The following is a 23991-nucleotide window of genomic DNA, read 5'->3' on the forward strand; positions in this document are numbered from 1 at the left end:
ATCAGGACAGGCTGACACCCTCAGCCGGTCCGCTGCAGGGGTCAGGCCGACGACAACCCCAACCGGAGAACAACATGCTGAATGCAGATCTCATCACCGACAGCCGGGCGCTGCTCGATGCGCACGACGTGGGCACAACCGCCACGCGCCGAACCGCCCTCAAGGCCGCCCTGGGCGTGGGCTATGCCGCCGCGGCGCTGCCCATCATGGCGCAGACGGCGATCAAGACGCCGGCCGACGGCCTGACGGCGGGCGAGGTGATGATCGACGTCAACGGTTTCCAGATGCCGGCCTACCGCGCCGCGCCCGCGGGAAAGACCGGGCTGCCGGTGGTGCTGGTGCTGTCGGAGATTTTTGGCGTGCACGAATACATCGCCGACACCGCGCGCCGCTTTGCCCGGGCCGGATACCTGGCAATTGCGCCCGAGCTGTTTGTGCGCCAGGGTGACGCGCAGGGTTATGGCGAGATCGCCAAGCTGATCGCCGAGGTGGTGTCCAAGGTGCCCGATGCGCAGGTGATGGGCGATCTGGACGCGACGGTGAAGTGGGCGGCGGCCAACGGCGGCGACACCCGCAAGCTGGGCGTGACGGGCTTTTGCTGGGGCGGGCGCCATGTCTGGCTGTACGCGGCGCACAACCCTTCGGTCAAGGCGGCGGTGGCCTGGTACGGCCGGCTGGTCGGGCAGGCCAGCGAACTCAACCCGAAGCACCCGGTAGACGTGGCCGCGGGGCTGCACGGGCCGGTGCTGGGCCTGTATGGCGGGGCCGATACCGGCATCCCCCTTGACACGATTGATAAGATGAAGACGGTTCTGGCAGCGGGAAACGCCGCGGCCAAGGCCTCGACTTTCGTGGTGTACCCCGATGCGCCGCACGCGTTTCACGCCGACTACCGCCCGAGCTTCCGCAAGGAGCCGGCCGAAGATGGCTGGAAACGCGCGACGGCCTGGTTCAAGCAGCACGGCGTGGCCTGATCCTTGCCCGCTTTTCCGAGCCAGAGGGCCGCGGTTGCGGCCCTTTTTTTGTGACTTCTGATTCAAGATGACCCTGATCGCAATCCTGTTGGGAACCGTGGCTGCCGGCGTGGGCAGTGTCTGGCTGGCCGCTGCGCTGAGCTTCGCCATGCTGGCGCGCTTCACCCAGCACATGCTGAGCCTGGCGGCCGGAGCGCTGATGGCCACGGCCTTCATGCACCTGCTGCCGGAGGCGTTCGAGAGCGAGGCGGGCGCGCAGGAGCTGTTTGCCGTGCTGTTGGCGGGGCTGGTGTTTTTCTTCCTGCTGGACAAGGCCGAGCTCTGGCACCACGGCCATGAGCACCACCACGACGCGGGGCACGAGGAGGGTCACGAAGGCCACGACCATGCCCACCACGGGCACGACCACGGCCATGGCCACGATCACCACGCCCCGCGCTCCGGCGGCTGGGCGGTGCTGGCCGGGGACAGCGTGCACGCCTTTGGCGACGGCATCCTGATCGCGTCGGCCTTCATGGCAGACATGCGGCTGGGCGTGGTCACGGCGGTGGCGGTGCTGGCGCACGAAGTGCCGCACCACATGGGCGATCTGGTGGTGCTGCGCCACACCTCGGGCACGCAGCGTGCGGCGCTGGCGAAGGTATCGCTGGCGGGCACGGTGACGGCGCTGGGCGGTTTGGTGGGCTATTTCCTGCTGGCGCAGCTGGAAGACTTCCTGCCGTATTTCCTGGTGGCGGCGTCGAGCAGCTTTGTCTACGTCGCCCTGGCCGACCTGATCCCGCAGCTGCAGAAACGCCTGGGCCTGCGCGAGACGGCGGCACAGGTGGCCTGGCTGCTGGCGGGCATCGCGCTGGTGACGCTGGTCAGCAGTCTGGCGCACGGCCACTGAAGCGCCGCGGGCGGCTGTGCTCAGTCGACTGTGGGGGTTCCGAACGAGAACCAGAAGCAGGCGCCTTGCCCGACCGCAGCCTCGGCCCGGATGTGGCCACCATGACGCTCCAGTATGCGGCGCACCGTGGCCAGGCCGATGCCGCTGCCTTCGAATTCGCGCGATGAGTGCAGGCGGGTGAAGGGCTTGAACAGGCGGTCGGCCCGCGCCATGTCGAAGCCCGCCCCGTTGTCCCGAATGAAGAACACCGGTGCCGGCCCGGCCTGATCAATGGCCTGGCCGAACTCGATGCGTGCCGCGGGCTGCTGGCGCGTGTACTTCCAGGCATTGCCCAGCAGGTTTTCGAGCACGATGTGCGCCATGCGCGCGTCGCAATCGGCCACCAGTCCGGGGCCAATGTCCACCACGACCGTGCGGGTGGGGTCGCGGTGCCGTTCCTGGCGAAGCACGTCCTGAGCAAGCTCTCCAAGGTTGGTGTTCATGCGCTGCAGCGTGCCCTGGCTGACGCGGGCCAGCGCCAGCAGGTCGTTGATCAGGCTGTTCATGCGCTGCACGGACTGCTCGACCCGCCCGAACAGCTCGCGGTCGTCGGGTTGCAGCCGCGCTTCCATCTGCTCGCGCAGCAGATGAGTGAAGCCGTCGATGGAGCGCAGGGGTGATTTCAGGTCGTGTGAGACGGTGTAGGCGAAGGTGTCCAGTTCGCGGTTGAGGTATTCGAGCTGGGCGGTGCGCTGCTCGACGCGCTGTTCCAGGGTTTCGTGCAGCTTTTCGATCTCGCGGTCGCGGCGCAGACGAACCAGTTCGGCGCTGCAGCGGCTGGCGAAGATCGCGATCAACGCACGGGTGTTGCTGTCCATGTCCAGCGGGCTGCGCCAGGCGGCGGTCAGCAGGCCGATGGCGCTGCCATCGGGGTCACGCAGGGCCATGCCGGCGAGCGCACGCACGCCCGCGTCGCGGAACGGGGGCAGCAGGTTGAAGCGCTCCGAGGCGCCATCGCTGCAGATGAAGAGCCCGGTCTGGAACAGGGTTTCTCCGCAGGCGGTGTTGTCCAGGGAGTAGCGCGCACGGGGCTGCGACTGGCCGAACCCATGCAAAGCCAATGTGTCGAGTTGCTGCTCGCCCACGATCTCTCCCACCAGCACGCCGTCGGCACCGATGGCCCGGGCGAGGTGGTCAACCAGCGAATGGAAAAAGGCCTGGCCGGTTTCGCCCGAGACGCCCTCCGCCACGTTGAGCAGTATGGCTTCGCGCGCCTTCTCGGCCCGGATGTTGAGCGTGAACGCGAGCGCGCAGGACTCACCGTCGATCTCGATGATCTCGGACCAGACCCGCACCGGCACGATCTCTCCCTGCTTGTTGCGCATGCGGGTCTCGTAGCCCAGGTGCCGACCGTCGCGCCGCAGGGTGTTGACGTAGTCGTTGCGGTCCTTGTCGTTGACCCAGACGCCCGCTTCGAGCGCCGTGCGGTTCTGAAAATCGGCCTGGGTGTAGCCCAGCACCCGTTCGTTGGCCGGGTTCACTTCCATGAAGCGGCCGTCGGACAGGCGTGTGATGGTCATGCCGATGGGGCTGAAGTGAAAGGCCTTGGAGAAACGCTCTTCGGACTGCTTGAGTTCCCGACGCGAGGCTTCTTCGGTGCCGACGTCGAGCACCATGGAAATGACCAGTTGTTCGGGCCCTTCGGTCATGAACTCCGAATAGACCAGCATCTCAAACGAGCCGCCGTCCCTGCGCAGCCCTTGGGATCGCATGCCATGCACCCGGCCTGTGGCGCCCAGGGCCTGGCGGAAGATGAGCTGGTCGGCGCTGCGAACCCACATCAGCGGGGGTGGCTGGCCCACCAGCACATCGCGTGGGTAACCAAACATGCGCACAAAGGCTTCGTTGGCGTCGAGTACTTCGCGCGTGTCCATGCGTTGTACCAAGGTAGCGGCCGGGTTGTTGCGGAATACACCCATGAACCGGCCTTCGCTGGCGCGCAGCTCGACTTCGACCAGGGCGGCGCGCTCGAGTGCGGCCTCCTGGCTGATGAAGGCTTCGCGCGTGCGGTAGCGGTTGTGGAAGACGCTCACCAGCACGCTCAGCAGCACCGCGCTCTGCGTGATCCAGAGTGCCCAGCCGGTCCGCAGGTCGGGTTGGTGCAGCAGCCCCTGGAACTCCAGCCAGTTGAGCACGGCCAGGGCCAGCAGGCTGAGCACGGCAGCGACCACCATGGTGCTGCGCGGCAGGAACGACCCCGCACCCACCACCCCGGCGAACATCACCAGCACCGCGGCGCTGCGCACGGTGCCGTGGGCAATCACCCCCAGGATCGAGGCCGCGAGGATGGCAAAAATCAGGATGTGGGCCGCCAGCCGCACATGGCCCAGGCGGAAGTTGAGTGCGGCCAACCAGACGAACACGGTCAGCGCTGCACCGACCCCCATCAAGGCGCTGAAGCCTTCGCGCTGGAGCAATCCCAGGGTCACCAGCGGTGCCGCCAGGCTGAGCGCCAGCAGCAGGGCGCCCAGAGCCCTCTGCTGCACTTCCAGCAGGAACCGGGGTTCGCGAGGGCCGAGGGGATCGTCCTGTTCGGATCGGGTCATGGGGCGCTGAGCGTGAACACAAACACCGCGCCCGCGCCCGGGACGGATTCGGCGCGAATGCTGCCACTGTGGCGCTCGACGATGCGCCGCACCGTGGCCAGGCCAATGCCGGTGCCCTCGAACTGGCTGGGCATGTGCAGTCGCTGGAAGGGTTTGAAGAGTTTGTCGGCGTACTGCATGTTGAAGCCGACGCCGTTGTCGCGGACATAGAAGGCGAAGGGCGGGTCGCCGTCGGCGTTGTGCTGGCCGAATTCGATCAGTGAGTCGGCCCGGTCACGGCTGTACTTCACCGCGTTTCCGAGCAGGTTGTCCAGCACGGTGCGCGTCAGGCGGGCATCGCAGAGGCAGACCAGGCCCGGCGTGATGCGCCAGCGAAGCACCCGTTCGGGGTGCTTTTCCTGTTCGAGACGCAGCACGGTTTCGGCCAGGGTGCTGAGGTCGGTCCGTGACCGGTGCAGGGTGCCCTGGCTGACCCGGGCCAGCGCCAGCAGATCCGCGATCAGCAAGCCCATGCGGCTGGTGGCGGCGAGCACGCGCTCGAACAACTGTTGTTCGTCGGTCTGCAGGCGCCCTTGCAGTTGCTCGGTGAGCAGCCGGGTGAAGCCGTCGATGGCGCGCAATGGCGACTTGAGGTCGTGTGACACCGAGTAGGCGAACGAGTCGAGTTCGGCGTTGAGCTTTTCCAGATCGGCCGTGCGCTCACGCACGCGCAGCTCCAGCGTCGAATTCAGGTGCAGGATTTCGCGGTCGCGCCGCAGGCGGATGAGTTCGGCCGTGGCACGGCTGGCAAAGATGGCGATCAGTGCCCGGGTGTCGGCCCGCAGCTGGATCGGGCGACGCCAGAGTGCGTTGAGCAGACCGATGGCCGTGCCGTCTTCGTCGCGCAGCGACTGACCGACATAGGCCTGAAAACCCTGATCAATCAGGGCCTGATCGCCCGGATACCGTTCGGCGACCCCTTCCAGGTGCACGCAAAGGTCGGTCTGCTGCATCGCGTCGCCACAAGGTGCCTTGTCGAGCGGAAAGCTGAAGTTCTGGCTGGCGGCGCCGTCTTTCCACACCGACAGGGTGTGCACGTCCCGATCCGGGTGAAGCTCGCCGACGGTGACCATGTCGGCCCCGATGGCCTGCGCCATGTGCATGGTGAGCGCCTGGAACAGCGCGTCGCCGCCGGGGCCGGCCATGCCGCGGGTGAGTGTGAGCAACTGGGCTTCGCGGCGCTTCTCTTCGGTGGTGTTGACGAAGCAGGACAGGATGCATTCCTCGCCGTCGATCTCGATCAGCTCGGCCCACATCCTGGCGTCGATCACCTGGCCATCGGCGTGTCGCATGCGGGTTTCGTAGCCGCTCAGATGGCCTTCCCGCTGAATGCGCTCCACAAAAGCCTGGCGATCCGCCGGACTCAGCCAGCCGTCCGTTTCCAGCGTGGATTTGCCCAGGAGGTCTTCTTTGTTCAGTCCCTGTACCGGATCTCTGGCCTGGTTCACTTCCAGGAACGTGCCGTCGCTCAGCCGCGTGATTGTCATCTTCAGCGGGCTGAAGTTGAACGCCTTGGCGAACCGCTCTTCGGAGCGGCGCAGGCGCTGGATGGCTTCGTTCTGCGCGGTGATGTCGGCCACGGTGGTGATGATCAGCCGGTCCTGCGGGTCGTCCCCCATCTCGCTGGAGATCAGGGCCTCGAAATGGCTGCCGTCGGCACGCAGACCGGTCACGCGTTCCTGGTCGGTGCGGCGCTGGGAAAACAGTCGCTCCAGGTAGCTGGCACGCTGTTCGGGTTCGGCCCAGAGGAAGGCGTCCATGCGGCCGAGCACCTGTTCGCGGGTGTAGCCGTAGCAGCGTTCGAACGCTGGATTCACGTCGAGGATGGCACCGCTGTGGGCCGACTGCGCCAGCATCGGGCTGGGGCTGGTGCGGAAGATGCGGGCGAACCGCTCCATGCTGCGGTCGCGCTCGTGCTCGGTGCGTTTGCGCAGTTGCAGCTCTTCCATCTTCTGGTCCAGGGCGATGTTGGCGCGCTTGCGGCTGTAGAAGACCAGGATGGCCACGACGACCAGCACCGCTGAATGGGTGAGCCAGACCTTGGTGTCGACGGTGAAGTTGGGTGTGTGCAGCCAGCCCCGCGTCTCGGCCAGCGTCAGCGCGCCCAGCGAAACCACGCTGTAGACCACCGAACCGATCAACGCAGCTCGGCCCAGAAATATGCCGGCGCCAGCCACGGCCGCCACAAACAGGAAACCCGCCGCCGTGCGCACCGATCCAAAAGCCAGTACCGCCAGACTGGCCGCCGTCAGCACCGAATACACCGTCAGGTGCGGCATGTAGGTGGTGTAGCCCAAGCGCACAAAAAGGTAGGACCCCCAGCCGATGCCCGCAACCAGCACGGTGGCCCAGGTTTCCAGTGGATTGGTGCTGCTCAGGTACACCATTGGCGTGAGCAGGGTGGCGGCCACGCCGATCAGCAGGGCGATCGCTTTCAGCGTCGTTTTGCGGATGGCGGACTCAGGTTCGACCGCGGATGGAGGAGCGGGTTCTTTCACGTTGTAGCGGTCGCAGGCGCGTCAAGGGGGCGCTGGCTGCGGGTTCATATCCAGTTCAGGTCTTCTCGTATCTTCGGCTCAGCCGCCGGAAACTTGACTTCGTGCACAAGGCAGGCCCGGCGTGTTGCACCACTCGCTCCAGCTTCCTGCGTACAGCGCGCTGCGGCCCAGCCCGGCGATTTCCATGCCCAGCAGGTTGGGGATGGCGCTCACGCCGCTGCCGCAATGGTGGACGACGCTGGACGGATCGCGCCCGGCCAGCAGTTGCGTGAATTCTGCGCGCAACTGTTCGGCAGGTTTGAAGCAGCCGTCGGCAGTGATGTTGTCGACGAAGGGGCGGTTGAGTGCGCCCGGAATGTGTCCGGCCACCGGGTCCAGCGGCTCCACTTCGCCGCGGAACCGGGCGGCGGCGCGGGCATCGACCACGGTGAGCGACGGGTCACCCAGCCGGCTGGCGATGACCCTGGTGTCAACCAGGCGGGTGAGCGGGGCGCGCAGGGCGAAGCCGCCGGGAGCTGCCGGGCTGCGCGTCGCGCCAGGACCGGTTTCAGCGGGACCGCCTGACGCGAGCCAGGCTTGCAGGCCGCCATCGAGCACGGCGACGGCTTCGTGTCCGCACCATTTCAGCATCCACCAGAGGCGGCCGCTGTAGTTGGCGCCCTGGCGGTCGTAGACGACGGCTTGTGTGTCGGCGGTCAGGCCGATCCGGTCCAGCCAGGCCGAAAAGGTTTCGCGCGAGGGCAGGGGATGGCGCCCGCCGCTGGCGCGGTCGTCCGGGGACTGGCTGCTCAGGTGGTGGTCCAGATGGGCGTGGAGGGCCCCCGGGATGTGGGCTTCGTTGAACTGGGCCACGCCGGCGTCCGGGTTGGTGAGTTCGAAGCTGCAGTCAAACAGCTGGAGCGGCACCGCTGTGGCCTGCAGGGCGCGCAGCTCGTTGGGGGTGATGAGGGTGGTGTACATGCAACCCATTGTGCGGGATTGCACCAGCCGACTCCACACAAGGCGCTTTTTGCTGCCGGCAGCGCCCGCTGTCGAACGCCGGCGCCCGGGTGTCAGTGGTCTTCGGCGGGTGCGTTGGGAATGGCGCGTGCGCGCAGGGCCGTGGCGGTGATGCCACTGACGACGATCAGACCCATGCCCAGCCAGCCGATCAGCGGCAACTGGTCGCCAAAGATGGTGAGGCTGTAGATGCCGGCAAAGACGATGCCCGAGTACTGCAGATTGGCCACCACCAGGGTGGCGCCGCTGGCGTAGGCGCGCGTCATGCACAGCTGGCCCAGCACGGCCAGCAGCCCGATGGGCAATAGCCACAGGGCGCTGGGCCAGTGCCAGGTGTTGGCGCCGGTGAGCAGCATGCCGATGGCGCCCACCAGCACGGCGCCGGCCGAGAAATAGAACACCGTGCGGCTCTCGGGCTCGCCAGCGCGTGAGAGCGCGGCCACCTGCAGGTAGGCGAAGGCCGAGAAGATGCCCGAGAGCAGCCCCAGCAACGCGCCCATGACCTGGTCCGGCTGGAGCGTGGGGCGCAGCATCATGGCCACGCCACCGAAGCCGGCGAGCACGGCCAGGAACAGCGGCGCCTGCTGGCGGATCGGTGCATTGCGGCCCTGCGTCAACAGCGCGCCGCCCAGCAGGAAGGCCGCGATCCAGACACTGCTCATGTAGTTCAGCGTCATGGCGGTGGCCAGGGGCAGCGCAGCGATGGCGAAGAACCAGGTGGTCAGCGCGGTCACGCCGACCACGCTGCGCCAGACGTGCATCATGGGTACCTGAGTGCGCAACGACACGCCGCGCACACGCGTCATGAAGTAGATGAAGAACACGCCCACGATGCCGCGGTAGCAGACGATTTCAAAGCTGCTGAAGTGGGTGGAGGCGAACTTGATGCACACACCCATGGTCGCGAACAGCAGCGCGGCAAGCAGCATCCAGAGGGCTTGCATTTAACCTCCCCGCGCCGCCTGCGGCGTCACCCCCCCAGAGGGACGCCGCAGGCGGCCGGGCAGGGCCGGTTCCGCGGTGCCCTGGGACGATGCGGCCCGGATGCTCACTCCGTTCGCATCCGGGTCCGGTACCACTCGTGGAAGTGCTGCATGCCATCTTCCATCGGGCTCTGGTACGGGCCGACTTCGTTGTCGCCGCGGGCCAGCAGGGCCTTGCGCCCGGCGTCCATGCGCTCGCCGATCTCGTCGTCCTCGATGCAGGTCTCCATGTAGGCGGCGCGCTGCGCCTCGACGAAACCGCGTTCGAAGGCGGCGATGTCTTCGGGGTAGTAGAACTCCACCATGTTCATCGTCTTGTCCACGCTGAGCGGGTACAAGGTCGAGACGGTGAGCACGTGGGGATACCACTCGACCATGATGTGCGGGTAGTAGGTCAGCCAGATCGCGCCGTGCGAAGGCGCTTCGCCCTGGCGGTACTGCATGAGCTGCTCATGCCAGCGCTGGTAGACCGGGCTGCCGGCCTTGCCCAGCAGATTCTGCGCGCCCACGGTCTGCACCGAGAACTCGGGCTTGAACTCCCAGCGCAGGTCATCACAGGTGACGAAGCTGCCCAGGCCGGGGTGGAAGGGCGCGACGTGGTAGTCCTCCAGATAGACCTCGATGAAGGTCTTCCAGTTGTAGTTGCAGGTGTGCAGTTCCACATGGTCGAGCACCATGCCGTCGAAGTTCAGCGCGGCGCGCGGCCCCATGTTGGCCAGGTCGGCTTCGATGTCGCGGCCGTTGTCTTCGAACAGCAGGCCGTTCCATTCGCGCAGCGGGTACCGCTTGAGATCCAGGCAGGGGTCCTGGGCAAAGTGCGGGGCGCCAAGCAGCGAGCCCAGCTGGTTGCTGGTGTTCTGGCCGCCGTTGTAGGTCCAGCGGTGCAGCGGGCAGACGATGTTGCCACCGGCGTGGCCGCTGCGGTTCTCGCCCAGGTTGCCGCGCCCCTTGAGCATGACGGCCTGGCGGTGCCGGCAGACGTTGGACACCAGCTCCACGCCGGTGGCTGTGCGCACCAGGGCGCGGCCTTCGCCCTCCTGGGGCAGGGCGTAGTAGTCCCCGACGTTGGGCACCGCGTTGGCATGCCCCACGTAGCGGGGTCCTCGCTGGAAGAGGGTTTCCAGTTCGCGCTGGTAGAGCGCCTGGTCGAAATAGCTGGAAACCGGGAGTTGGCTTCTGGCCTGCTGGAGTTGAAGACTTAAATCAGACATGTGTCTTGACCTAGAGACTCCCCCTATGAAGGGGCAGGGTAAGCGCTGTGCTCGTCAGACGAATTCGCGCGGGATGGGTGGAGTGGTGCGTCCCTCCGGGCGGATGAGGCCCGTCAGTGGAGAAAAAGGAGGGAGGATTGTACCCCGGGGCACTCAGCCGGGGCGCCGCGGTGGGCGATCGGTGGCGGGCCGTCTGAAGGGGCTTTGCCTCTCATGGCGTCCCGGTTCGGCGGGGGGATAAAATCCCTGCTTGCTGCGGTGCATCCGTCGGTCGGCGGTTGTTCTGCTTGCCCGCCTTCAGGGATGCCCGGTCCGGGCCGTTCGAGCTCTGGCCGCAGCCGATTCTTTTCTCGCTCGCATGACCACATCCACCACCACCAAGTCATCCCGCTCAGCTGGCCGCGCCGCCGCGTCTGCCGACGTGGCCGTCAGCTACGAAGCGGCCCTGGAAGAACTGGAGCAACTGGTGTCCCAGCTGGATGCGGGCCAGCTGCCGCTGGACCAGTTGCTCACGCGCTACCAGCGCGGCGCCGAACTGCTGTCCTACTGCCGCAGCCGGCTCGAAGCGGTGGAAAACCAGATCCAGCTGCTCGAAGGCGGCGAGCTCAAACCCTGGAGCGCCTCTTGAGCGCGGCGATGTCCGACGGGGTGGGTTTTGTGGCTTGGCGCGCGGCGCAGCAGACGCTCGTCGAGCGGGCGCTGAACGACTGGGTGTCGCCCGACGCGCCGGCGGGCCTCGGGCTGGCCATGCGCTACGCGGTGCTCGATGGCGGCAAGCGCCTGCGCCCGCTGCTGGTGCTCGCCGCCTGCGAAGCGGTGCAGGGGAACGCCGGCACCGCCCTGCGGGCCGCCTGCGCGGTCGAACTGATCCACGCCTACTCGCTGGTGCACGACGACATGCCCTGCATGGACAACGACGTGTTGCGTCGGGGCAAGCCCACGGTCCACGTTCAGTTTGGCGAGGCCCAGGCCTTGTTGGCGGGTGACGCCTTGCAGGCGCTGGCCTTTGAGCTGCTGGTGCCCGATGACGGGTCCACCGACGCCGCCCTCTCGGCCACACTGTGCCGCCAGCTCGCGCAGGCCGCCGGTGCGGCCGGCATGGCCGGAGGGCAGGCGATCGACCTCGCCAGCGTGGGTTCCGCGCTGGATCGGCCGGCGCTGGAAGCCATGCACCGCTGCAAGACCGGCGCGCTGCTGCAGGCCAGCGTGATGATGGGCGCGACCACCGGGCAGCCGAGCGGGCACGCGCTCGCCTGCCTGCGCCGCTACGGCGACCGTCTGGGCCTGGCGTTCCAGGTGGTGGACGACATCCTCGACGTCACCACCGACTCGGCCACGCTGGGCAAGACCGCCGGCAAGGATGCCGCCTGCGACAAGCCGACTTTTGTATCCCTGATGGGGCTGGAGCCGGCCCAGGCCTGCGCCGATCGCCTGCTCGACGAGGCCCACGAGGACCTGCGCAACAGCGGCCTCTCCCACACCGAGACTTTGCATGCACTGGCCGACTGGGTCGGACGGCGCGTCAGCTGAGCCCCACCACAACAAGCGCCGCACTCCACGATGGTCATGAGCTCACTTCTGTCTTCCATTGAATCGCCGGCCGACCTGCGCCAGCTCTCCCGTGCCCAACTGCATCCGCTGGCCGATGAACTGCGGGCCTTCGTGATCGACAGCGTGGCCCGCACCGGCGGCCACCTCAGTTCCAACCTCGGCACGGTGGAACTCACCGTCGCGCTGCACTACGTCTTCAACACCCCCGAAGACCGCCTGGTCTGGGACGTGGGCCACCAGACCTATCCGCACAAGATCCTCACCGGCCGGCGCGACCGGATGAACACGCTGCGCCAGCTCGGCGGCATCAGCGGTTTCCCGCGCCGCGACGAAAGCGAATACGACACCTTCGGCACCGCGCACTCGTCCACCAGCATCTCGGCCGCGCTTGGCATGGCGATGGCGGCCAAGATGAAGGGCGAGAGCCGCCATTCCGTGGCCATCATCGGCGACGGCGCCATGACCGCTGGCATGGCCTTCGAAGCGTTGAACAACGCCGGCGTGGCCGACGGCCGCCTGCTGGTGGTGCTCAACGACAACGACATGTCGATCTCACCGCCGGTGGGTGCGCTCAACCGCTACCTGGCCCAGTTGCTTAGCGGACAGTTCTACGCCGCGGCCAAGAACGTGGGCAAGCAGGTGCTCAAAGGCGCACCGCCGCTGTTCGAACTCGCCAAGCGCCTGGAAGAACACGCCAAGGGCATGGTGGTGCCGGCCACGCTGTTCGAAAAATTCGGTTTCAACTACATCGGCCCCATCGATGGTCACGACCTGGACTCGCTGATCCCCACGCTGGAGAACATCCGCCACCTGCTCGACAAGGACAGCGGCCCGCAGTTCCTGCACGTAGTGACCAAGAAGGGCCAGGGCTACAAGCTCGCCGAGGCCGACCCCGTGGCGTACCACGGCCCGGGCAAGTTCGACCCGGCCGTGGGCCTGGTCAAGTCGACCACACCCGCCAAGCCCACCTTCACGCAGGTGTTCGGCCAGTGGCTGTGCGACATGGCCGAAGCCGATCCCAAGCTGGTGGGCATCACGCCCGCGATGCGCGAAGGTTCGGGCATGGTCGAGTTCGAACGCCGCTTCCCCGGTCGCTACTTCGACGTCGGCATTGCCGAGCAACACGCCGTGACCTTTGCGGCTGGCCTGGCCTGCGAGGGCATGAAGCCGGTGGTCGCGATCTATTCGACCTTCCTGCAGCGCGCTTACGACCAACTCATCCACGACGTGGCGTTGCAGAACCTGCCCATGGTCTTCGCGCTCGACAGGGCTGGTCTGGTGGGCGCCGATGGCGCCACCCACGCGGGGGCCTACGACATCGCCTTTGTGCGCTGCATTCCCAACATGTCGATCGCCTGCCCCGCCGACGAAGCCGAGTGCCGGCAACTGCTCAGCACGGCTCACGCCCAGAACCACCCGGTGGCGGTGCGTTACCCGCGTGGAGCGGGTGTGGGCGCGAAGGTGCCGGCCGGACTGGAAGGCCTGCCTTTTGGCAAAGGCGAGATGCGCCGCACGGGTCGCAACGTGGCCATTCTGGCGTTTGGATCGCTGCTCTACCCGGCGCTGGACGCGGCAGAACAACTGGACGCCAGCGTGGCCAACATGCGCTGGGCCAAACCGCTGGACATTGAGCTGCTTCGCGAACTCGCGCAGACGCACCAGGCGCTGGTGACGGTCGAAGAAGGCTGCACCATGGGGGGCGCCGGCAGCGCGGTGCTGGAGGCGCTGCAGGCCGAGGGCTTTGCCATCCCCGTGCTGCAGCTGGGCCTGTCCGATGTGTTCACCGAACACGGCGATCCGGCGAAGCTGCTGGCCGCAGAGGGGCTGGACGCGGCGGGCATCGAGCGCTCGGTGCGGGCGCGTTTCGCCAGCCTGCTCGATACCATGTCGGGCTTGAAAGTGGTGGCGTGATGAGCGATCTGTCGAGCGGCGTGCGCGCCGCCATGCCCGATGTGCAGGGGCGGCACGATGTGCGTGCCATGCCGATTGCCCGCGTGGGGGTGAAGAACCTGCGTTACCCGCTGGTGCTGGACGTGGCGGGCCGGGCGCAACACAGCGTGGGGCTCTGGGACCTGCATGTGGGACTGAAGGCCGAGCAGAAAGGCGCCCACATGTCGCGCCTGCTGGCCTGGCTGGACGCGTTCACGCTTGATGTCGAGGTGGTCGACTTCGATCGGTTGCAGCTGGCCATGCCCGAGCTCATGGCGCTGCTGGAGACGGACAGCGCTGGCCTGTCGGTGAGCTTTCCGTTTTTCATCCGCAAGACGGCCCCGGTATCGGGTCAGCAAAGCCTGCTCGAATACGAAGGCGGCTGGCTGGCGCGTTGCGAAGGCGGGCGCACCGAAGTGCGCATGGTGGCCACGGTGCCGGTGAAGTCGCTGTGCCCGTGTTCGAAAGAGGTCAGCGAAGACGGAGCACACAACCAGCGTTCGCACATCCGCCTGGAGGTGCTGTTGGGCGAGGCCGTGCCCTGGGGCGAACTGGTGCGTTTTGCCGAAGACCATGCGTCGTGCGAGCTCTGGGGGCTGCTCAAGCGCAGCGACGAGAAGTGGGTCACCGAGCGGGCATATGCCCATCCCAAGTTCGTCGAAGACCTGGTGCGCGACGTGGCGCTGGCGCTGAACGACGATCCGCGCGTGCTGGCCTACACCGTGGATGTCATCAACTTCGAATCGATTCACGCGCACGATGTGCATGCACGGATCGCACACGACAAAAAAAACACCGTTTGAGTTGACCGAAGCACGCGGTTTCGTGAGCATTTTTCACGCGAACTTTGAAGTGTTTTCCATTTCCCCCGCAAGTGTGTGAAAAGCACGTCACAAAGCGGACTTTGATGCCTTTTCCCGAGGGAAAACCCGTGAAGGCGGGGTCTGTGCGTTCCTTACAATCCACTGGCCTAAGCGCCTTTGCCAAACACCACAACCGTGTGTGCTGGTCGAGAAAAAATCACCTAAATGGAGTTGTAACTATGGATCGTCGTTCCATCATCAAGCATGCCGGCATTGCCGGTGTGCTGGCCGCGGGCGCAGCGCCCGCGGTGCATGCCCAGGCCACCATCCGCTGGCGTCTGGCTTCCAGCTTCCCCAAAGCGCTGGACACCATCTACGGCGCAGCTGACGTGTTCGCCAAGAAGGTGGGCGAAATGTCGGGCGGCAAATTCACTGTTTCGGTGCACCCAGGTGGCGAACTGATGCCTGCGTTCGGCGTGGTGGATGGTGTGCAGCAAGGCACCGTGGAAGCCGCCCACACCGCTCCCTACTACTTCTTCGGCAAGGACGAAACCTTCGCCATGGACACGGCGATCCCGTTCGGCCTCAACAGCCGCCAGCTGACCGCCTGGATGTACGACGGCAATGGCCTCAAGCTGTTCCGCGAGTTCTACAGCGACTACAACATCGTCAACTTCCCGATGGGCAACACGGGTGCCCAGATGGGTGGCTGGTACCGCAAGGAAATCAAGAGCCTGGCCGACATCAAGGGCATGAAGATGCGCATCGGTGGCTTTGCCGGCAAGGTCTTCACGGCGATGGGCGGCGTGCCACAAAACATCCCTGGTGGCGAGATCTACCAGTCGCTGGAAAAGGGCACCATCGATGCCACCGAGTGGGTGGGTCCGTACGACGACGAAAAGCTGGGCTTCTACAAAGTCGCCAAGAACTACTACTACCCCGGCTGGTGGGAGGGTGGCGCACAGCTGTCCCTGTACATCAACAACAAGGCCTATGAAGCCCTGTCGCCTGAGAACAAGGCGATCGTGGAGTGTGCAGCTGCCAACGCCCACACGACCATGCAAGCCATGTACGACGCCCGCAACCCAGCCGCCCTCAAGCGCCTGGTTGCCGGTGGCGCCAAGGTGCAGGCCTTCCCGAAGTCGGTGATGGACGCGGCCTACAAGGAATCCATGGCGCTGTACAGCGACCTGAGCGCCAAGAATCCGAAGTGGAAGAAGATCTACGCCGATTACTCGGCCTTCCGCAAGGACCAGAACCTCTGGTTCCGTTTCACCGAAGCCCAGTTCGACCGCTACATGCAGTCGGCCAAGCTGTAATCGGCGAAAGCGACCGGCAAAAAACCCCGCCCTCGCGGGGTTTTTTGCGCGGTCAGGTGGGCCAGGTGCCACCTGTTTTCTCCGGATTCCACGCCTTCTCTTCGCTCTTGTCTCTCTGAACCGAGACCCCGCGTTCGCTACGTTCGCTAAACTGGCCGGCTTGCCACAAGCAACCCATCCAAACGGGGATTCCCATGTCGTTCCTACTCCAGATATCCCGACTCATCGATGCGCTCAGCGAGCTCATTGGTAAATCCGCCATGTGGCTCATCCTCGCGGCCACGCTCATCAGTGCGGGCAACGCCCTTGTTCGCAAGGTGTTCGGCACGAGTTCCAACGCCTGGCTTGAGATCCAGTGGTACCTGTTCGCCGCCGTGTTCATGCTCGGTGGTGGCTACGCTTTTCTGCGCAACGCGCACGTGCGCATCGACTTCATTTCAAGCAAGTTCACCGACCGCACCCGCAACTGGATCGATGTCGGCGGCATCATCATCTTCCTGTTCCCCCTGTGCTACATGATGGCCACGCTGGGCTGGCCCTTGTTCTACAACGCCTGGGTCTCGGGCGAAATGTCTTCCAACGCTGGTGGCTTGATCCGCTGGCCGGTGTACGTCTTGATCCCGCTGGGCTTTGCGCTGCTGTTCGTGCAAGGCATCTCCGAGTTGATCAAACGTTTCGCCTTCCTCATGGGTCAAGGACCGGACGTGCTGAGCCATTCGGGCCCCAGTGAGGCCGAGATGCTGGCACAAGAGATTGCCGAACAAGAAAAAGCCCGCCAGGCGGGAGCCTCAGCATGATTGAATTTTTCACTTCCAATTTTGTGCCGGTGATGTTCGCCGGTTTGCTGGTGTTCCTGTTGTTGGGATTTCCGGTCTCTTTCTCCCTGGCCGCGACGGGCCTGTTCTTCGGCTTCATCGGCATGGAGCTGGAGCTGTTCCCCTCCAACCTGTTCCAGGCCCTGCCATTGCGCGTGTTCGGCATCATGCAGAACGACACGCTGCTGGCCATTCCGTTCTTCACGCTCATGGGCATCATCCTGGAGCGCAGCCGGATGGCCGAGGACCTGCTGGAAACGGTGGGTCAGGTGTTTGGCCCGCTGCGCGGCGGTGTCGGCATCGCCGTGGTGCTGGTGGGCGCGCTGCTCGCGGCCACCACCGGCGTGGTGGCGGCTTCGGTGATCTCCATGGGCCTGATCGCCATGCCCATCATGCTGCGCTACGGCTACAACCGCACCATCGCCACCGGCACCATCACCGCGTCGGGCACGCTGGCGCAGGCGCTGCCGCCTTCGCTGGTGCTGATCGTGCTGGCCGACCAGCTGGGTCGCTCGGTGGGTGACATGTACGCTGGTGCCCTGGTTCCCGGTCTGGCGCTGGTGGGCCTGTATCTGGCGTTCATCATTGTTGTGGCTTTGTTCAAGCCGTCCTGGGTGCCCGCCTTGCCTCCCGAAGCGCGCATCTACAACGAACCCAACGGTTCCAGTGGCCACCGCTCACTGCTGGCCTTGCTGGTGCTGTGTGCTGCGGCGGGCTACGGCTGGTCCCAGGTGCATGAGTCGATCATGAACCCCTGGCTGGAGCGCGAAATGCCCGCGCCCGGCGATGAAGTCTTCATTCTGTCCATGACCATCAGCGCCTTTCTGGCGCTGGCGCTGGCGCTGGTCAACAAGCTGTTTGGCATCGGCCTGCTCTCGCGCCTGACCGAGCGTGTCACCTTCGTGCTGATCCCGCCGCTGGTGCTGATCTTCCTGGTGCTGGGCACGATCTTCCTGGGCGTGGCCACGCCCACCGAAGGGGGTGCCATGGGCGCCATCGGTGCCCTGATCATGGCGGGCGCACGCCGCACGCTGTCGTTCGGTCTGCTCAAGCAGGCGCTGGAGAACACCACCAAGCTGGCCATTTTCGTGCTGTTCATCCTGATCGGCTCGACCGTGTTCAGCTTCACCTTCAACGCGGCCGATGGCCACGTCTGGGTGGAGCACCTGTTCGCCAAGTTGCCCGGTGGCCAGCTGGGCTTCCTGCTGTTCGTGAACGCGTTGGTGTTCGTGCTGGGCATGTTCATCGATTTCTTCGAGATCGCCTTCATCGTGGTGCCGCTGCTGGCACCCGTGGCCGACAAGCTGGGCATCGACCTGATCTGGTTCGGCATCATCCTGGCGATGAACCTGCAGACATCGTTCCTTACGCCGCCGTTCGGTTTTGCGCTGTTCTACCTGCGCAGTGTGGCCGCGCGCAACGACTACGACGATGTCGTCACGGGCGAGCGTATCCCAGCCGTGACCACCGCGCAGATCTACAAGGGCTCGATCGCGTTCATCATCCTGCAGATCATCATGGTCGCGGTGATCGTGTTCAACCCGGGCATCGTGACTGGCAATCTCGACAAGGCGGTGAAGTTGGACAATGCTGAGGTCATGGACATGCTCAACAACATGCAGGACCTGCAGTCTGACGATCCTTACGGCGCCGAAGAGAAGCCCGCTGGTGACACACCGGCGACCGAAGAGGGGCTGGAGCCCCCGGCGGAAGGGGCAGCGGCCGATGAAGAGATCGATCCCGCCAAGGCCCTTGAGGAATCGTTGAAGAAAGCCGAGTGATGCAGATCGACGTGAAAGTGCTGGACCCGCGCATGGCGGACCAGCTTCCCGCTTACGCCACGTCGGGCAGCGCCGGGCTGGACCTGCGGGCCTGTCTCGATGCACCACTCACCCTCGCGCCCAACGCCTGGCAACTGGTGCCCACCGGGTTGGCCATCCACCTGGCCGATCCGGGATACGCGGCGATGATCCTGCCGCGCTCGGGCCTGGGCCACAAGCACGGCATCGTGCTGGGCAACCTGGTGGGCCTGATTGACAGCGACTACCAAGGCCAGCTCATGGTGAGTGCCTGGAACCGCAGCGACGTGGCTTTCACCATCGAACCCATGGAGCGCATCGCCCAGATGGTGATCGTGCCGGTGGTGCAGGCGCACTTCAACGTGGTGGCCGACTTCGACGTGTCCAGCGAACGCGGTGCGGGCGGATATGGCTCAACGGGCCGGGGTTGACCGGCCGCGGTGAGGCTTCACCTGAAACAACGAAAGGGCTGCACATGCAGCCCTTTCGTTTTTGGAGGCGATCCGTTTCGCGGGATCAGTGGAGCGTGGGTTTGCCCGCCGGTTGGTCCGGATCGGACGCTGCATCGCCGCTGTCCACCTGCATTCGGAAGAAGCCCGCGCCCAGCGTGCCACGACCGATTTCGCTGATCTGTGCTTCGCGCACGGCATGCACCTTGAGATGGATGCGCAAGGCGATGCCCGCCAGCGGGTGGTTGCCATCCATCACCACATGATCGGGGTAAATGTCGCTCACGAAATACAGGCGGTCGCGCGGCGCAGCAGCGTTGCAGCCCTCGGGCAGTCCCTCGAAGCCCATGCCTTCTTCGAGGTTGTCCGGGAACAGATGGCGCGGCTCCAGAAAGAGCAGGCGATCGTCGTAGTCGCCGAAGGCGTGCTGGGGTTCGAGCTGCAGCTCCACCGTGTCACCTTCCACATGGCCCTGCAGCGCCTCTTCGAGTCCGGCCAGCAGATCGTTGCCGCCCACCAGGAACTCGATCGGCTCTTCCAGCACGTCCAGCTCTTCGCCCAGGGTGTCCTTGAGTGTCCACGTCAGCGCGACGACGCACTGAGGGGAGATTTTCATCGTCGTTTTCATCGGACAATTGTCCCATGACCCAAGCCACTCCATCCAGCCCCAAAACCATCAGCCCCGACATGCCCCGCGAAATGCTCGGCGGACTCTCGCCCGCGCAATTCATGCGCCGCTATTGGCAAAAAAAACCTTTGCTGATCCGCAACGCGTTTCCGGATTTCAAGCCGTTCCTGAACCGGCAGGCGCTGTTTGCCATGGCCGCCGAAGAAGCCGTTGAATCGCGCATGATCGTGAGCAAGCCGGCAGGCTGGCAACTCAGGCACGGCCCTTTTGCCCGCACCGCTTTTCCGCCGCTGAAGCAGAAACGCTGGACCTTGCTGGTGCAGGGAGTGGACCTGCATCTGGACGTGGCTCACGAGATGCTTCAGCGGTTCCGGTTCGTGCCCGACGCCCGGCTGGACGACCTGATGATTTCCTGGGCCAGCGATGGCGGTGGCGTCGGGCCGCACTTTGACAGCTACGATGTGTTCCTGCTGCAGGCCAGCGGCCAGCGCCACTGGCGCATCGGTCGCCAGAAAGACCTGTCGCTGGAGCCGAACGTGCCGCTGAAGATCCTCAGCAACTTCGAGCCCGAGGAAGAGCACCTGCTCAACCCCGGCGACATGTTGTACCTGCCGCCGCGCTGGGCGCACGACGGTGTGGCCGTGGGCGATGACTGCATGACCTATTCGGTCGGTTTCCGTGTGCCGCAACGGGGTGGTCTGGCGGGGGAACTGCTGCAGCGCATGGCCGAAGAGTTCGACGATGCCACGCTCTACCGCGACCCGACACAACCCGCCACAGCCACGCCCGCGGCCATGCCGCCCGCGCTGGAGGCTTTTGCGGCCGATGGCCTGCAGCGTCTGCTGGCCGAGCGCGAATCGCTGGCTTGTGCGCTGGGTGAGGTGATGACCGAACCCAAGCCCCGCGTCTGGTTCGAAGAACCCGAGTCAGACTGGACGCCCGGCCCCTTGGCGCTGGATCGGCGCACGCGCATGATGTACGACGATCGCCACGTGTTCATCAACGGGGAAAGTTTCCGCGCCGGCGGTGCGGATGCGCGCCTGATGCGCACGCTGGCCGATCAGCGCCGCCTGGATGCCCGCCAGGCCGCACGCGCCAGCACCGATGCGCAGGCGTTGCTGCAGGACTGGTTTGAAGCCGGCTGGCTGCACCGTGTGGCGGCCGATTGATTCGTTCATTCTTTGCGTTGACGGAGGTGGGGCCATGAGTCAAGAGTCCGCATCAGGCTCGGGAACACCCGAGCAGGCGTTGCCGGAGGGGCGGCTGGAAGGCCGGCAGGTCTTTGCCGATCTGGTGCGACAGGCCATGGTCTGCGCTGCCCGGGAGGGCTGGACGCACATCATCCTGAGCGACCCGGACTTTGCCGATTGGCCGCTCGGCGAGCGGATGGTGATTGATGCCTTGCAGGCCTGGGCCGGGCGCGGGCGCCACATCCAGTTCATGGCGCGGGACTTCGGACCGTTGCGTCAGCTGCATCCCCGTCTGGTGCAGTGGCGTGTCACGTGGTCGCACCTGGTGCAGGCCCACGCCTGCGCCAGCTTGGTGGGCACCGAGCTGCCCAGTGCCATCTGGTCACCCGGCTGGACCATGGAGCGGCTTGATGTGATGCGCTGCACAGTGGTGGCCAGTGTGGATGCTCGACGGCGCGTGGCCTTGAAAGAGCGGCTGGACACGTGCTGGGACATGGGCAGCCCGTCGTTTCCGGCCACCACGCTCGGTTTGTGAGCTTTTGTATGGGATGTGGCTTCTAAAGCAACACATCTCTGTGAGAAAAAGAAAAAGATGATAGGGGTAAATACGTATGCTTTTTTCCAGCTATTATTCTGTTCCAGTCTGGAAGCCGGGTCTTTAAGGGTTGTCTGACTGGGTCAACCGAGCTCGAATCCTGTATTCGGGTTTTTTTTTGGTTGATTCATAACTATTCGAAGTTTGTTCATCTTCATCCACAGGAATACCGCCATGAAAACATCCATTCTCCTCGCCAGCCTGCTTGCCGCTTTGACCCTGACCGCTTGCGGCAAGAAAGAAGAAGCCGCCGTCACCATCCCTGAGCCAGCCGCTGTGGTTGACGCCGCCAAAGACGCGGCTGCCGCCACCACCGACGCCGCCAAGGACGCTGCTGCTGCCACCACCGACGCCGCTGCTGCGGCTGCGGATGCCACCAAGGACGCTGCCGCTGCCGCAGCAGACGCCACCAAGGACGCCGCCGCTGCTGCTGCCGACGCCACCAAGGACGCAGCTGCAGCTGCCGCCGACGCCGCCAAGGCCGCAGTCAAGCCTGCTCAGTAATTTGATCGGGTTCTGCCCGTCCAGAAAAAAGCCGCCCTCGGGCGGCTTTTTCGTGGGTGCCTCCCATCCGGGCCGGCACAGGGTGACGCTTATTTGAGATCGTCGGCGAGCAGTTGAACGATGCGCTGGGCGGTGGCCGACGATTCAGGCTGACCCTGTTCGTTGAGCACCGAGACCGTGCTGCTGTTGCCAGTGCTCTGGACCTTCACCCGGTATTTGGCGGGCCTGACCTGGGGGGTTGAGCTGGAGAAGAGACGGCCGAAGAAGCCCGGCTTCTGGGCGTCGGCCGCGGTCGTGGGCACGTAACGCACGAAATAGACACCCTGGGTGCGATCGCGGTCTTCGACAGTGAAGCCCGTGCGGTCCAGCGTCAGGCCGACACGGCGCCAGGCGCGGTCAAAGTCGTCATCGAGCTGGACCACGGGCTGCTGGCCCAGCAGGGTCACCTTGGCGGCGGCCTGCGCGGGCGTTGCGGCCGCCACGGCCTGGGCCTGCGCCTCGCTCACGCCGAGCTTGACCATCAGGCGGCGCAGGAACTCGGTCTCCAGCTCCGGATCGGAAGGCCGGGGTTGCCATATGGTCTGGTCTTTCTGGCTGCTGGTGTAGACCTCGGCCATACCGCGGTGGCTGATGAAGATTTCGGTGCCGCCAGCGGCGTTGCGTTCGAGGCGGGTGCGGAACTTGTCGCGTTCGCCGGTGGAATAGAGGTTGTCAAAAACCTTGCCGATGGTCGAACGGATGAAGTCCTGTGGAATCTTGGCGCGGTTTTCGGCCCAGTCGGTTTCCATGATGCCGAGTTTTTCCTGGTCCAGGTCCAGCACGAAGCCGTTTTCCTTCCAGAAGTCGCCGACCGGCGTCCACAGCTGTTCGGCCGGGCGGTTCACCACCAGCCAGCGCTGGTTGCCCGCACGTTCGATGCGCACATCGCCCACCGAAGACACCGCCGTGATGCCGGGCGTGACCGCCGCCTGGGCCGCCTGCTGGCCGCTGGCGGTGACCGCAGTGCCCGGCACGTTGTAGCGCGAGTCACGGCTGAGCTGTGTCAGATCGGGTGGCACGTCCAGCGTGCTGCCGCGCTGGGCGCTCTTGTAGTCGATCTTGTCTTCCTGCAGCATGGTGCAGCCGCTCGCCAGCATGGCGGCCACGGCGATCACACCAATGCGCCCCAGTGGTCGCGAAGCGCGTTGCGTTGCCGTGAGGGACGTCGGGCAGTTTGAAGTGACTTGCATGAGCAGACTCGGGTTCGGGGAAAAAGGGGGAAGTCGGGCAGCCAGGTTCAATCGATCAGGCCACTGTCTTTGAGCGCCCCTTCGACCAGGGGTTCCAGGGCGCGGGACATGGGCGTGAGCGGCAGGCGCATCGTTTCCGAACACAGCCCCATGCGGGCCATGGCCCACTTGAGCGGGATCGGGTTGGCTTCGACGAACAGGTTCTTGTGCACCGGCATCAGGCGCAACTGGATGTCCATGGCCTTGCGGGTGTCGCCCGCGATGGCGGCCACGCAGAGTTCGTGCATCAGGCGCGGTGCGATGTTCGCCGTCACGCTCACGTTGCCCTGACCGCCGCACAGCATCAGCGCCACGGCGGTCGGATCGTCACCGGAGTAGATCGCGAAGCCTTCGGGTGCTTCCCGGATCAGCCATTGCGCGCGCTCGATGTTGCCGGTGGCCTCCTTGATACCGACGATGCCCGGCACCTGCGCCAGGCGCAGGGCTGTGTCGACCGACATGTCGGCCACGCTGCGACCGGGCACGTTGTACAGCACGATGGGCAGGTCGCCGGTGGCTTCGGCGATGGCTTTGAAGTGCTGGTACTGGCCCTCTTGCGTGGGCTTGTTGTAGTAGGGCACGACCTGCAGCTGGCAGTCGGCGCCGACGCTGCGCGCGAACTTCGCCAGCTCGATGGCTTCGGCCGTGGAATTGGCACCGCAGCCCGCCATGATGGGCACACGTTTGGCCGCCTGCTCCACCGAGACGCGGATGATTTCGCAGTGCTCCTCGACGGTGACGGTGGGCGACTCGCCCGTGGTGCCGACCACGCCAATGCAATCGGTGCCTTCGGTGATGTGCCAGTCGATCAGTTTGCGCAGGGCGGGGTAGTCCACGCTGCCGTCGGTGTTCATGGGCGTGACCAAGGCCACGATGCTGCCGGTAATGGTTTTCATAAGCTGGTTGCTCAAGAGGTGGGCGCCGGTCGTGCAAGCCCTCCCGGGGAGGCTGTCGTCAGCGGAC

21 protein-coding genes are annotated in these 23991 nt (G+C 65.3%); 13 read left to right on the forward strand and 8 right to left on the reverse strand.

All coding sequences use genetic code 11. The features are described 5' to 3' along the window. Positions 1–74: 74 nt before the first annotated feature. Together ACN5W5_RS19620 and ACN5W5_RS19625 are read left to right on the forward strand one after the other, a co-directional pair. Positions 75–974: a dienelactone hydrolase family protein gene (locus ACN5W5_RS19620; protein ID WP_420050142.1), complete on the forward strand. Its 900-nt coding sequence runs from the start codon at positions 75–77 to the stop codon at positions 972–974. 67 nt (positions 975–1041) lie between these two features. Beyond that, positions 1042–1863: a ZIP family metal transporter gene (locus ACN5W5_RS19625; protein WP_420050143.1), complete on the forward strand. Its 822-nt coding sequence runs from the start codon at positions 1042–1044 to the stop codon at positions 1861–1863. A gap of 20 nt (positions 1864–1883) precedes the next feature. Here the strand turns inward: ACN5W5_RS19625 and ACN5W5_RS19630 are convergent, their stop codons facing one another. The 5 genes from ACN5W5_RS19630 to ACN5W5_RS19650 all read right to left on the reverse strand — a co-directional run bounded on the left by ACN5W5_RS19630 (position 1884) and on the right by ACN5W5_RS19650 (position 10178). Then, positions 1884–4448, reverse strand: coding sequence for a PAS domain-containing sensor histidine kinase (locus tag ACN5W5_RS19630; protein WP_420050144.1), 2565 nt, complete (start codon positions 4446–4448; stop codon positions 1884–1886). Further along, positions 4445–6985: a PAS domain-containing sensor histidine kinase gene (locus ACN5W5_RS19635; RefSeq protein WP_420050145.1), complete on the reverse strand. Its 2541-nt coding sequence runs from the start codon at positions 6983–6985 to the stop codon at positions 4445–4447. Before ACN5W5_RS19635 ends, ACN5W5_RS19630 begins: the two co-directional genes overlap by 4 nt. A 78-nt stretch (positions 6986–7063) precedes the next feature. Then, on the reverse strand, positions 7064–7945 hold the full coding sequence (locus tag ACN5W5_RS19640) for a sulfurtransferase (RefSeq protein WP_420050146.1): 882 nt from the start codon (positions 7943–7945) through the stop codon (positions 7064–7066). A gap of 92 nt (positions 7946–8037) precedes the next feature. Beyond that, positions 8038–8928, reverse strand: a complete 891-nt coding sequence (locus ACN5W5_RS19645; protein ID WP_420050147.1) for a DMT family transporter — start codon at positions 8926–8928, stop codon at positions 8038–8040. A gap of 104 nt (positions 8929–9032) precedes the next feature. Further along, a complete protein-coding gene (locus ACN5W5_RS19650) occupies positions 9033–10178 on the reverse strand; it encodes an aromatic ring-hydroxylating oxygenase subunit alpha (protein ID WP_420050148.1) in 1146 nt (381 codons plus the stop codon). A 358-nt stretch (positions 10179–10536) separates the two neighbouring features. Here ACN5W5_RS19650 and xseB point away from each other — a divergent pair, with 358 nt between their 5' ends. The 8 genes from xseB to dut all read left to right on the forward strand — a co-directional run bounded on the left by xseB (position 10537) and on the right by dut (position 18825). Continuing rightward, positions 10537–10806 (forward strand): exodeoxyribonuclease VII small subunit, encoded by a 270-nt coding sequence (gene xseB, locus ACN5W5_RS19655; RefSeq protein WP_420050149.1) that lies wholly within the window; start codon positions 10537–10539, stop codon positions 10804–10806. Between the two features lie 8 nt (positions 10807–10814). Next, the gene (locus ACN5W5_RS19660; protein ID WP_420050203.1) at positions 10815–11708 is read left to right on the forward strand and encodes a polyprenyl synthetase family protein; all 894 of its coding nucleotides are present in this window, start codon (positions 10815–10817) and stop codon (positions 11706–11708) included. Positions 11709–11744: 36 nt separating this feature from the next. Next, complete coding sequence (gene dxs / locus ACN5W5_RS19665; RefSeq protein ID WP_420050150.1) at positions 11745–13640, forward strand: 1-deoxy-D-xylulose-5-phosphate synthase; 1896 nt, start codon at positions 11745–11747, stop codon at positions 13638–13640. Continuing rightward, the gene (gene folE2 / locus ACN5W5_RS19670) at positions 13640–14461 is read left to right on the forward strand and encodes a GTP cyclohydrolase FolE2 (protein ID WP_420050151.1); all 822 of its coding nucleotides are present in this window, start codon (positions 13640–13642) and stop codon (positions 14459–14461) included. The genes dxs and folE2 overlap by 1 nt, the downstream gene beginning before the upstream one ends. A gap of 239 nt (positions 14462–14700) precedes the next feature. Beyond that, a complete protein-coding gene (locus tag ACN5W5_RS19675) occupies positions 14701–15780 on the forward strand; it encodes a TRAP transporter substrate-binding protein (protein WP_420050152.1) in 1080 nt (359 codons plus the stop codon). 194 nt (positions 15781–15974) lie between these two features. Beyond that, entirely contained in the window at positions 15975–16577 is a 603-nt protein-coding gene (locus ACN5W5_RS19680; RefSeq protein WP_420050153.1) for a TRAP transporter small permease subunit, read from the forward strand. Beyond that, positions 16574–18376, forward strand: coding sequence for a TRAP transporter large permease (locus ACN5W5_RS19685; protein WP_420050154.1), 1803 nt, complete (start codon positions 16574–16576; stop codon positions 18374–18376). Before ACN5W5_RS19680 ends, ACN5W5_RS19685 begins: the two co-directional genes overlap by 4 nt. After that, positions 18376–18825: a dUTP diphosphatase gene (gene dut / locus ACN5W5_RS19690; protein ID WP_420050155.1), complete on the forward strand. Its 450-nt coding sequence runs from the start codon at positions 18376–18378 to the stop codon at positions 18823–18825. Before ACN5W5_RS19685 ends, dut begins: the two co-directional genes overlap by 1 nt. 85 nt (positions 18826–18910) lie before the next feature. Here the strand turns inward: dut and ACN5W5_RS19695 are convergent, their stop codons facing one another. Beyond that, complete coding sequence (locus tag ACN5W5_RS19695) at positions 18911–19459, reverse strand: FKBP-type peptidyl-prolyl cis-trans isomerase (RefSeq protein WP_420050156.1); 549 nt, start codon at positions 19457–19459, stop codon at positions 18911–18913. A gap of 26 nt (positions 19460–19485) precedes the next feature. Here ACN5W5_RS19695 and ACN5W5_RS19700 point away from each other — a divergent pair, with 26 nt between their 5' ends. From ACN5W5_RS19700 to ACN5W5_RS19710, 3 genes are all read left to right on the forward strand, one after another. Beyond that, a complete protein-coding gene (locus tag ACN5W5_RS19700) occupies positions 19486–20640 on the forward strand; it encodes a JmjC domain-containing protein (protein ID WP_420050157.1) in 1155 nt (384 codons plus the stop codon). A 34-nt stretch (positions 20641–20674) separates the two neighbouring features. Beyond that, entirely contained in the window at positions 20675–21196 is a 522-nt protein-coding gene (locus tag ACN5W5_RS19705) for a hypothetical protein (RefSeq protein WP_420050158.1), read from the forward strand. Between the two features lie 234 nt (positions 21197–21430). Beyond that, positions 21431–21760, forward strand: coding sequence for a hypothetical protein (locus ACN5W5_RS19710; RefSeq protein ID WP_420050159.1), 330 nt, complete (start codon positions 21431–21433; stop codon positions 21758–21760). 89 nt (positions 21761–21849) lie between these two features. On the opposite strand, the gene bamC is transcribed toward ACN5W5_RS19710, so the two are convergent. Both bamC and dapA read right to left on the reverse strand, forming a co-directional pair. Further along, a complete protein-coding gene (bamC, locus tag ACN5W5_RS19715) occupies positions 21850–22896 on the reverse strand; it encodes an outer membrane protein assembly factor BamC (RefSeq protein ID WP_420050204.1) in 1047 nt (348 codons plus the stop codon). Positions 22897–23036: 140 nt separating this feature from the next. Continuing rightward, a complete protein-coding gene (gene dapA / locus ACN5W5_RS19720) occupies positions 23037–23924 on the reverse strand; it encodes a 4-hydroxy-tetrahydrodipicolinate synthase (protein WP_420050160.1) in 888 nt (295 codons plus the stop codon). Positions 23925–23991 lie beyond the last annotated feature (67 nt).

The sequence above is a fragment of the Hydrogenophaga sp. ZJX-1 genome (assembly GCF_048590325.1).
GTDB lineage: Bacteria > Pseudomonadota > Gammaproteobacteria > Burkholderiales > Burkholderiaceae_C > Hydrogenophaga.

What these genes read in the sequence shown, in the direction of transcription:
- ACN5W5_RS19685 (WP_420050154.1), top strand. Translation starts at nt 16,574, where the DNA reads ATGATTGAATTTTTCACTTCCAATTTTGTGCCGGTGATGTTCGCCGGT.
- ACN5W5_RS19625 (WP_420050143.1), top strand. Translation starts at nt 1,042, where the DNA reads ATGACCCTGATCGCAATCCTGTTGGGAACCGTGGCTGCCGGCGTGGGC.
- ACN5W5_RS19650 (WP_420050148.1), bottom strand. Translation starts at nt 10,178, where the DNA reads ATGTCTGATTTAAGTCTTCAACTCCAGCAGGCCAGAAGCCAACTCCCG.
- ACN5W5_RS19640 (WP_420050146.1), bottom strand. Translation starts at nt 7,945, where the DNA reads ATGTACACCACCCTCATCACCCCCAACGAGCTGCGCGCCCTGCAGGCC.
- dxs (WP_420050150.1), top strand. Translation starts at nt 11,745, where the DNA reads ATGAGCTCACTTCTGTCTTCCATTGAATCGCCGGCCGACCTGCGCCAG.
- ACN5W5_RS19660 (WP_420050203.1), top strand. Translation starts at nt 10,815, where the DNA reads ATGTCCGACGGGGTGGGTTTTGTGGCTTGGCGCGCGGCGCAGCAGACG.
- ACN5W5_RS19700 (WP_420050157.1), top strand. Translation starts at nt 19,486, where the DNA reads ATGACCCAAGCCACTCCATCCAGCCCCAAAACCATCAGCCCCGACATG.
- folE2 (WP_420050151.1), top strand. Translation starts at nt 13,640, where the DNA reads ATGAGCGATCTGTCGAGCGGCGTGCGCGCCGCCATGCCCGATGTGCAG.
- ACN5W5_RS19645 (WP_420050147.1), bottom strand. Translation starts at nt 8,928, where the DNA reads ATGCAAGCCCTCTGGATGCTGCTTGCCGCGCTGCTGTTCGCGACCATG.
- xseB (WP_420050149.1), top strand. Translation starts at nt 10,537, where the DNA reads ATGACCACATCCACCACCACCAAGTCATCCCGCTCAGCTGGCCGCGCC.
- dut (WP_420050155.1), top strand. Translation starts at nt 18,376, where the DNA reads ATGCAGATCGACGTGAAAGTGCTGGACCCGCGCATGGCGGACCAGCTT.
- ACN5W5_RS19680 (WP_420050153.1), top strand. Translation starts at nt 15,975, where the DNA reads ATGTCGTTCCTACTCCAGATATCCCGACTCATCGATGCGCTCAGCGAG.
- ACN5W5_RS19620 (WP_420050142.1), top strand. Translation starts at nt 75, where the DNA reads ATGCTGAATGCAGATCTCATCACCGACAGCCGGGCGCTGCTCGATGCG.
- ACN5W5_RS19695 (WP_420050156.1), bottom strand. Translation starts at nt 19,459, where the DNA reads ATGAAAATCTCCCCTCAGTGCGTCGTCGCGCTGACGTGGACACTCAAG.
- ACN5W5_RS19705 (WP_420050158.1), top strand. Translation starts at nt 20,675, where the DNA reads ATGAGTCAAGAGTCCGCATCAGGCTCGGGAACACCCGAGCAGGCGTTG.
- ACN5W5_RS19630 (WP_420050144.1), bottom strand. Translation starts at nt 4,448, where the DNA reads ATGACCCGATCCGAACAGGACGATCCCCTCGGCCCTCGCGAACCCCGG.
- ACN5W5_RS19710 (WP_420050159.1), top strand. Translation starts at nt 21,431, where the DNA reads ATGAAAACATCCATTCTCCTCGCCAGCCTGCTTGCCGCTTTGACCCTG.
- ACN5W5_RS19675 (WP_420050152.1), top strand. Translation starts at nt 14,701, where the DNA reads ATGGATCGTCGTTCCATCATCAAGCATGCCGGCATTGCCGGTGTGCTG.
- bamC (WP_420050204.1), bottom strand. Translation starts at nt 22,896, where the DNA reads ATGCTGGCGAGCGGCTGCACCATGCTGCAGGAAGACAAGATCGACTAC.
- dapA (WP_420050160.1), bottom strand. Translation starts at nt 23,924, where the DNA reads ATGAAAACCATTACCGGCAGCATCGTGGCCTTGGTCACGCCCATGAAC.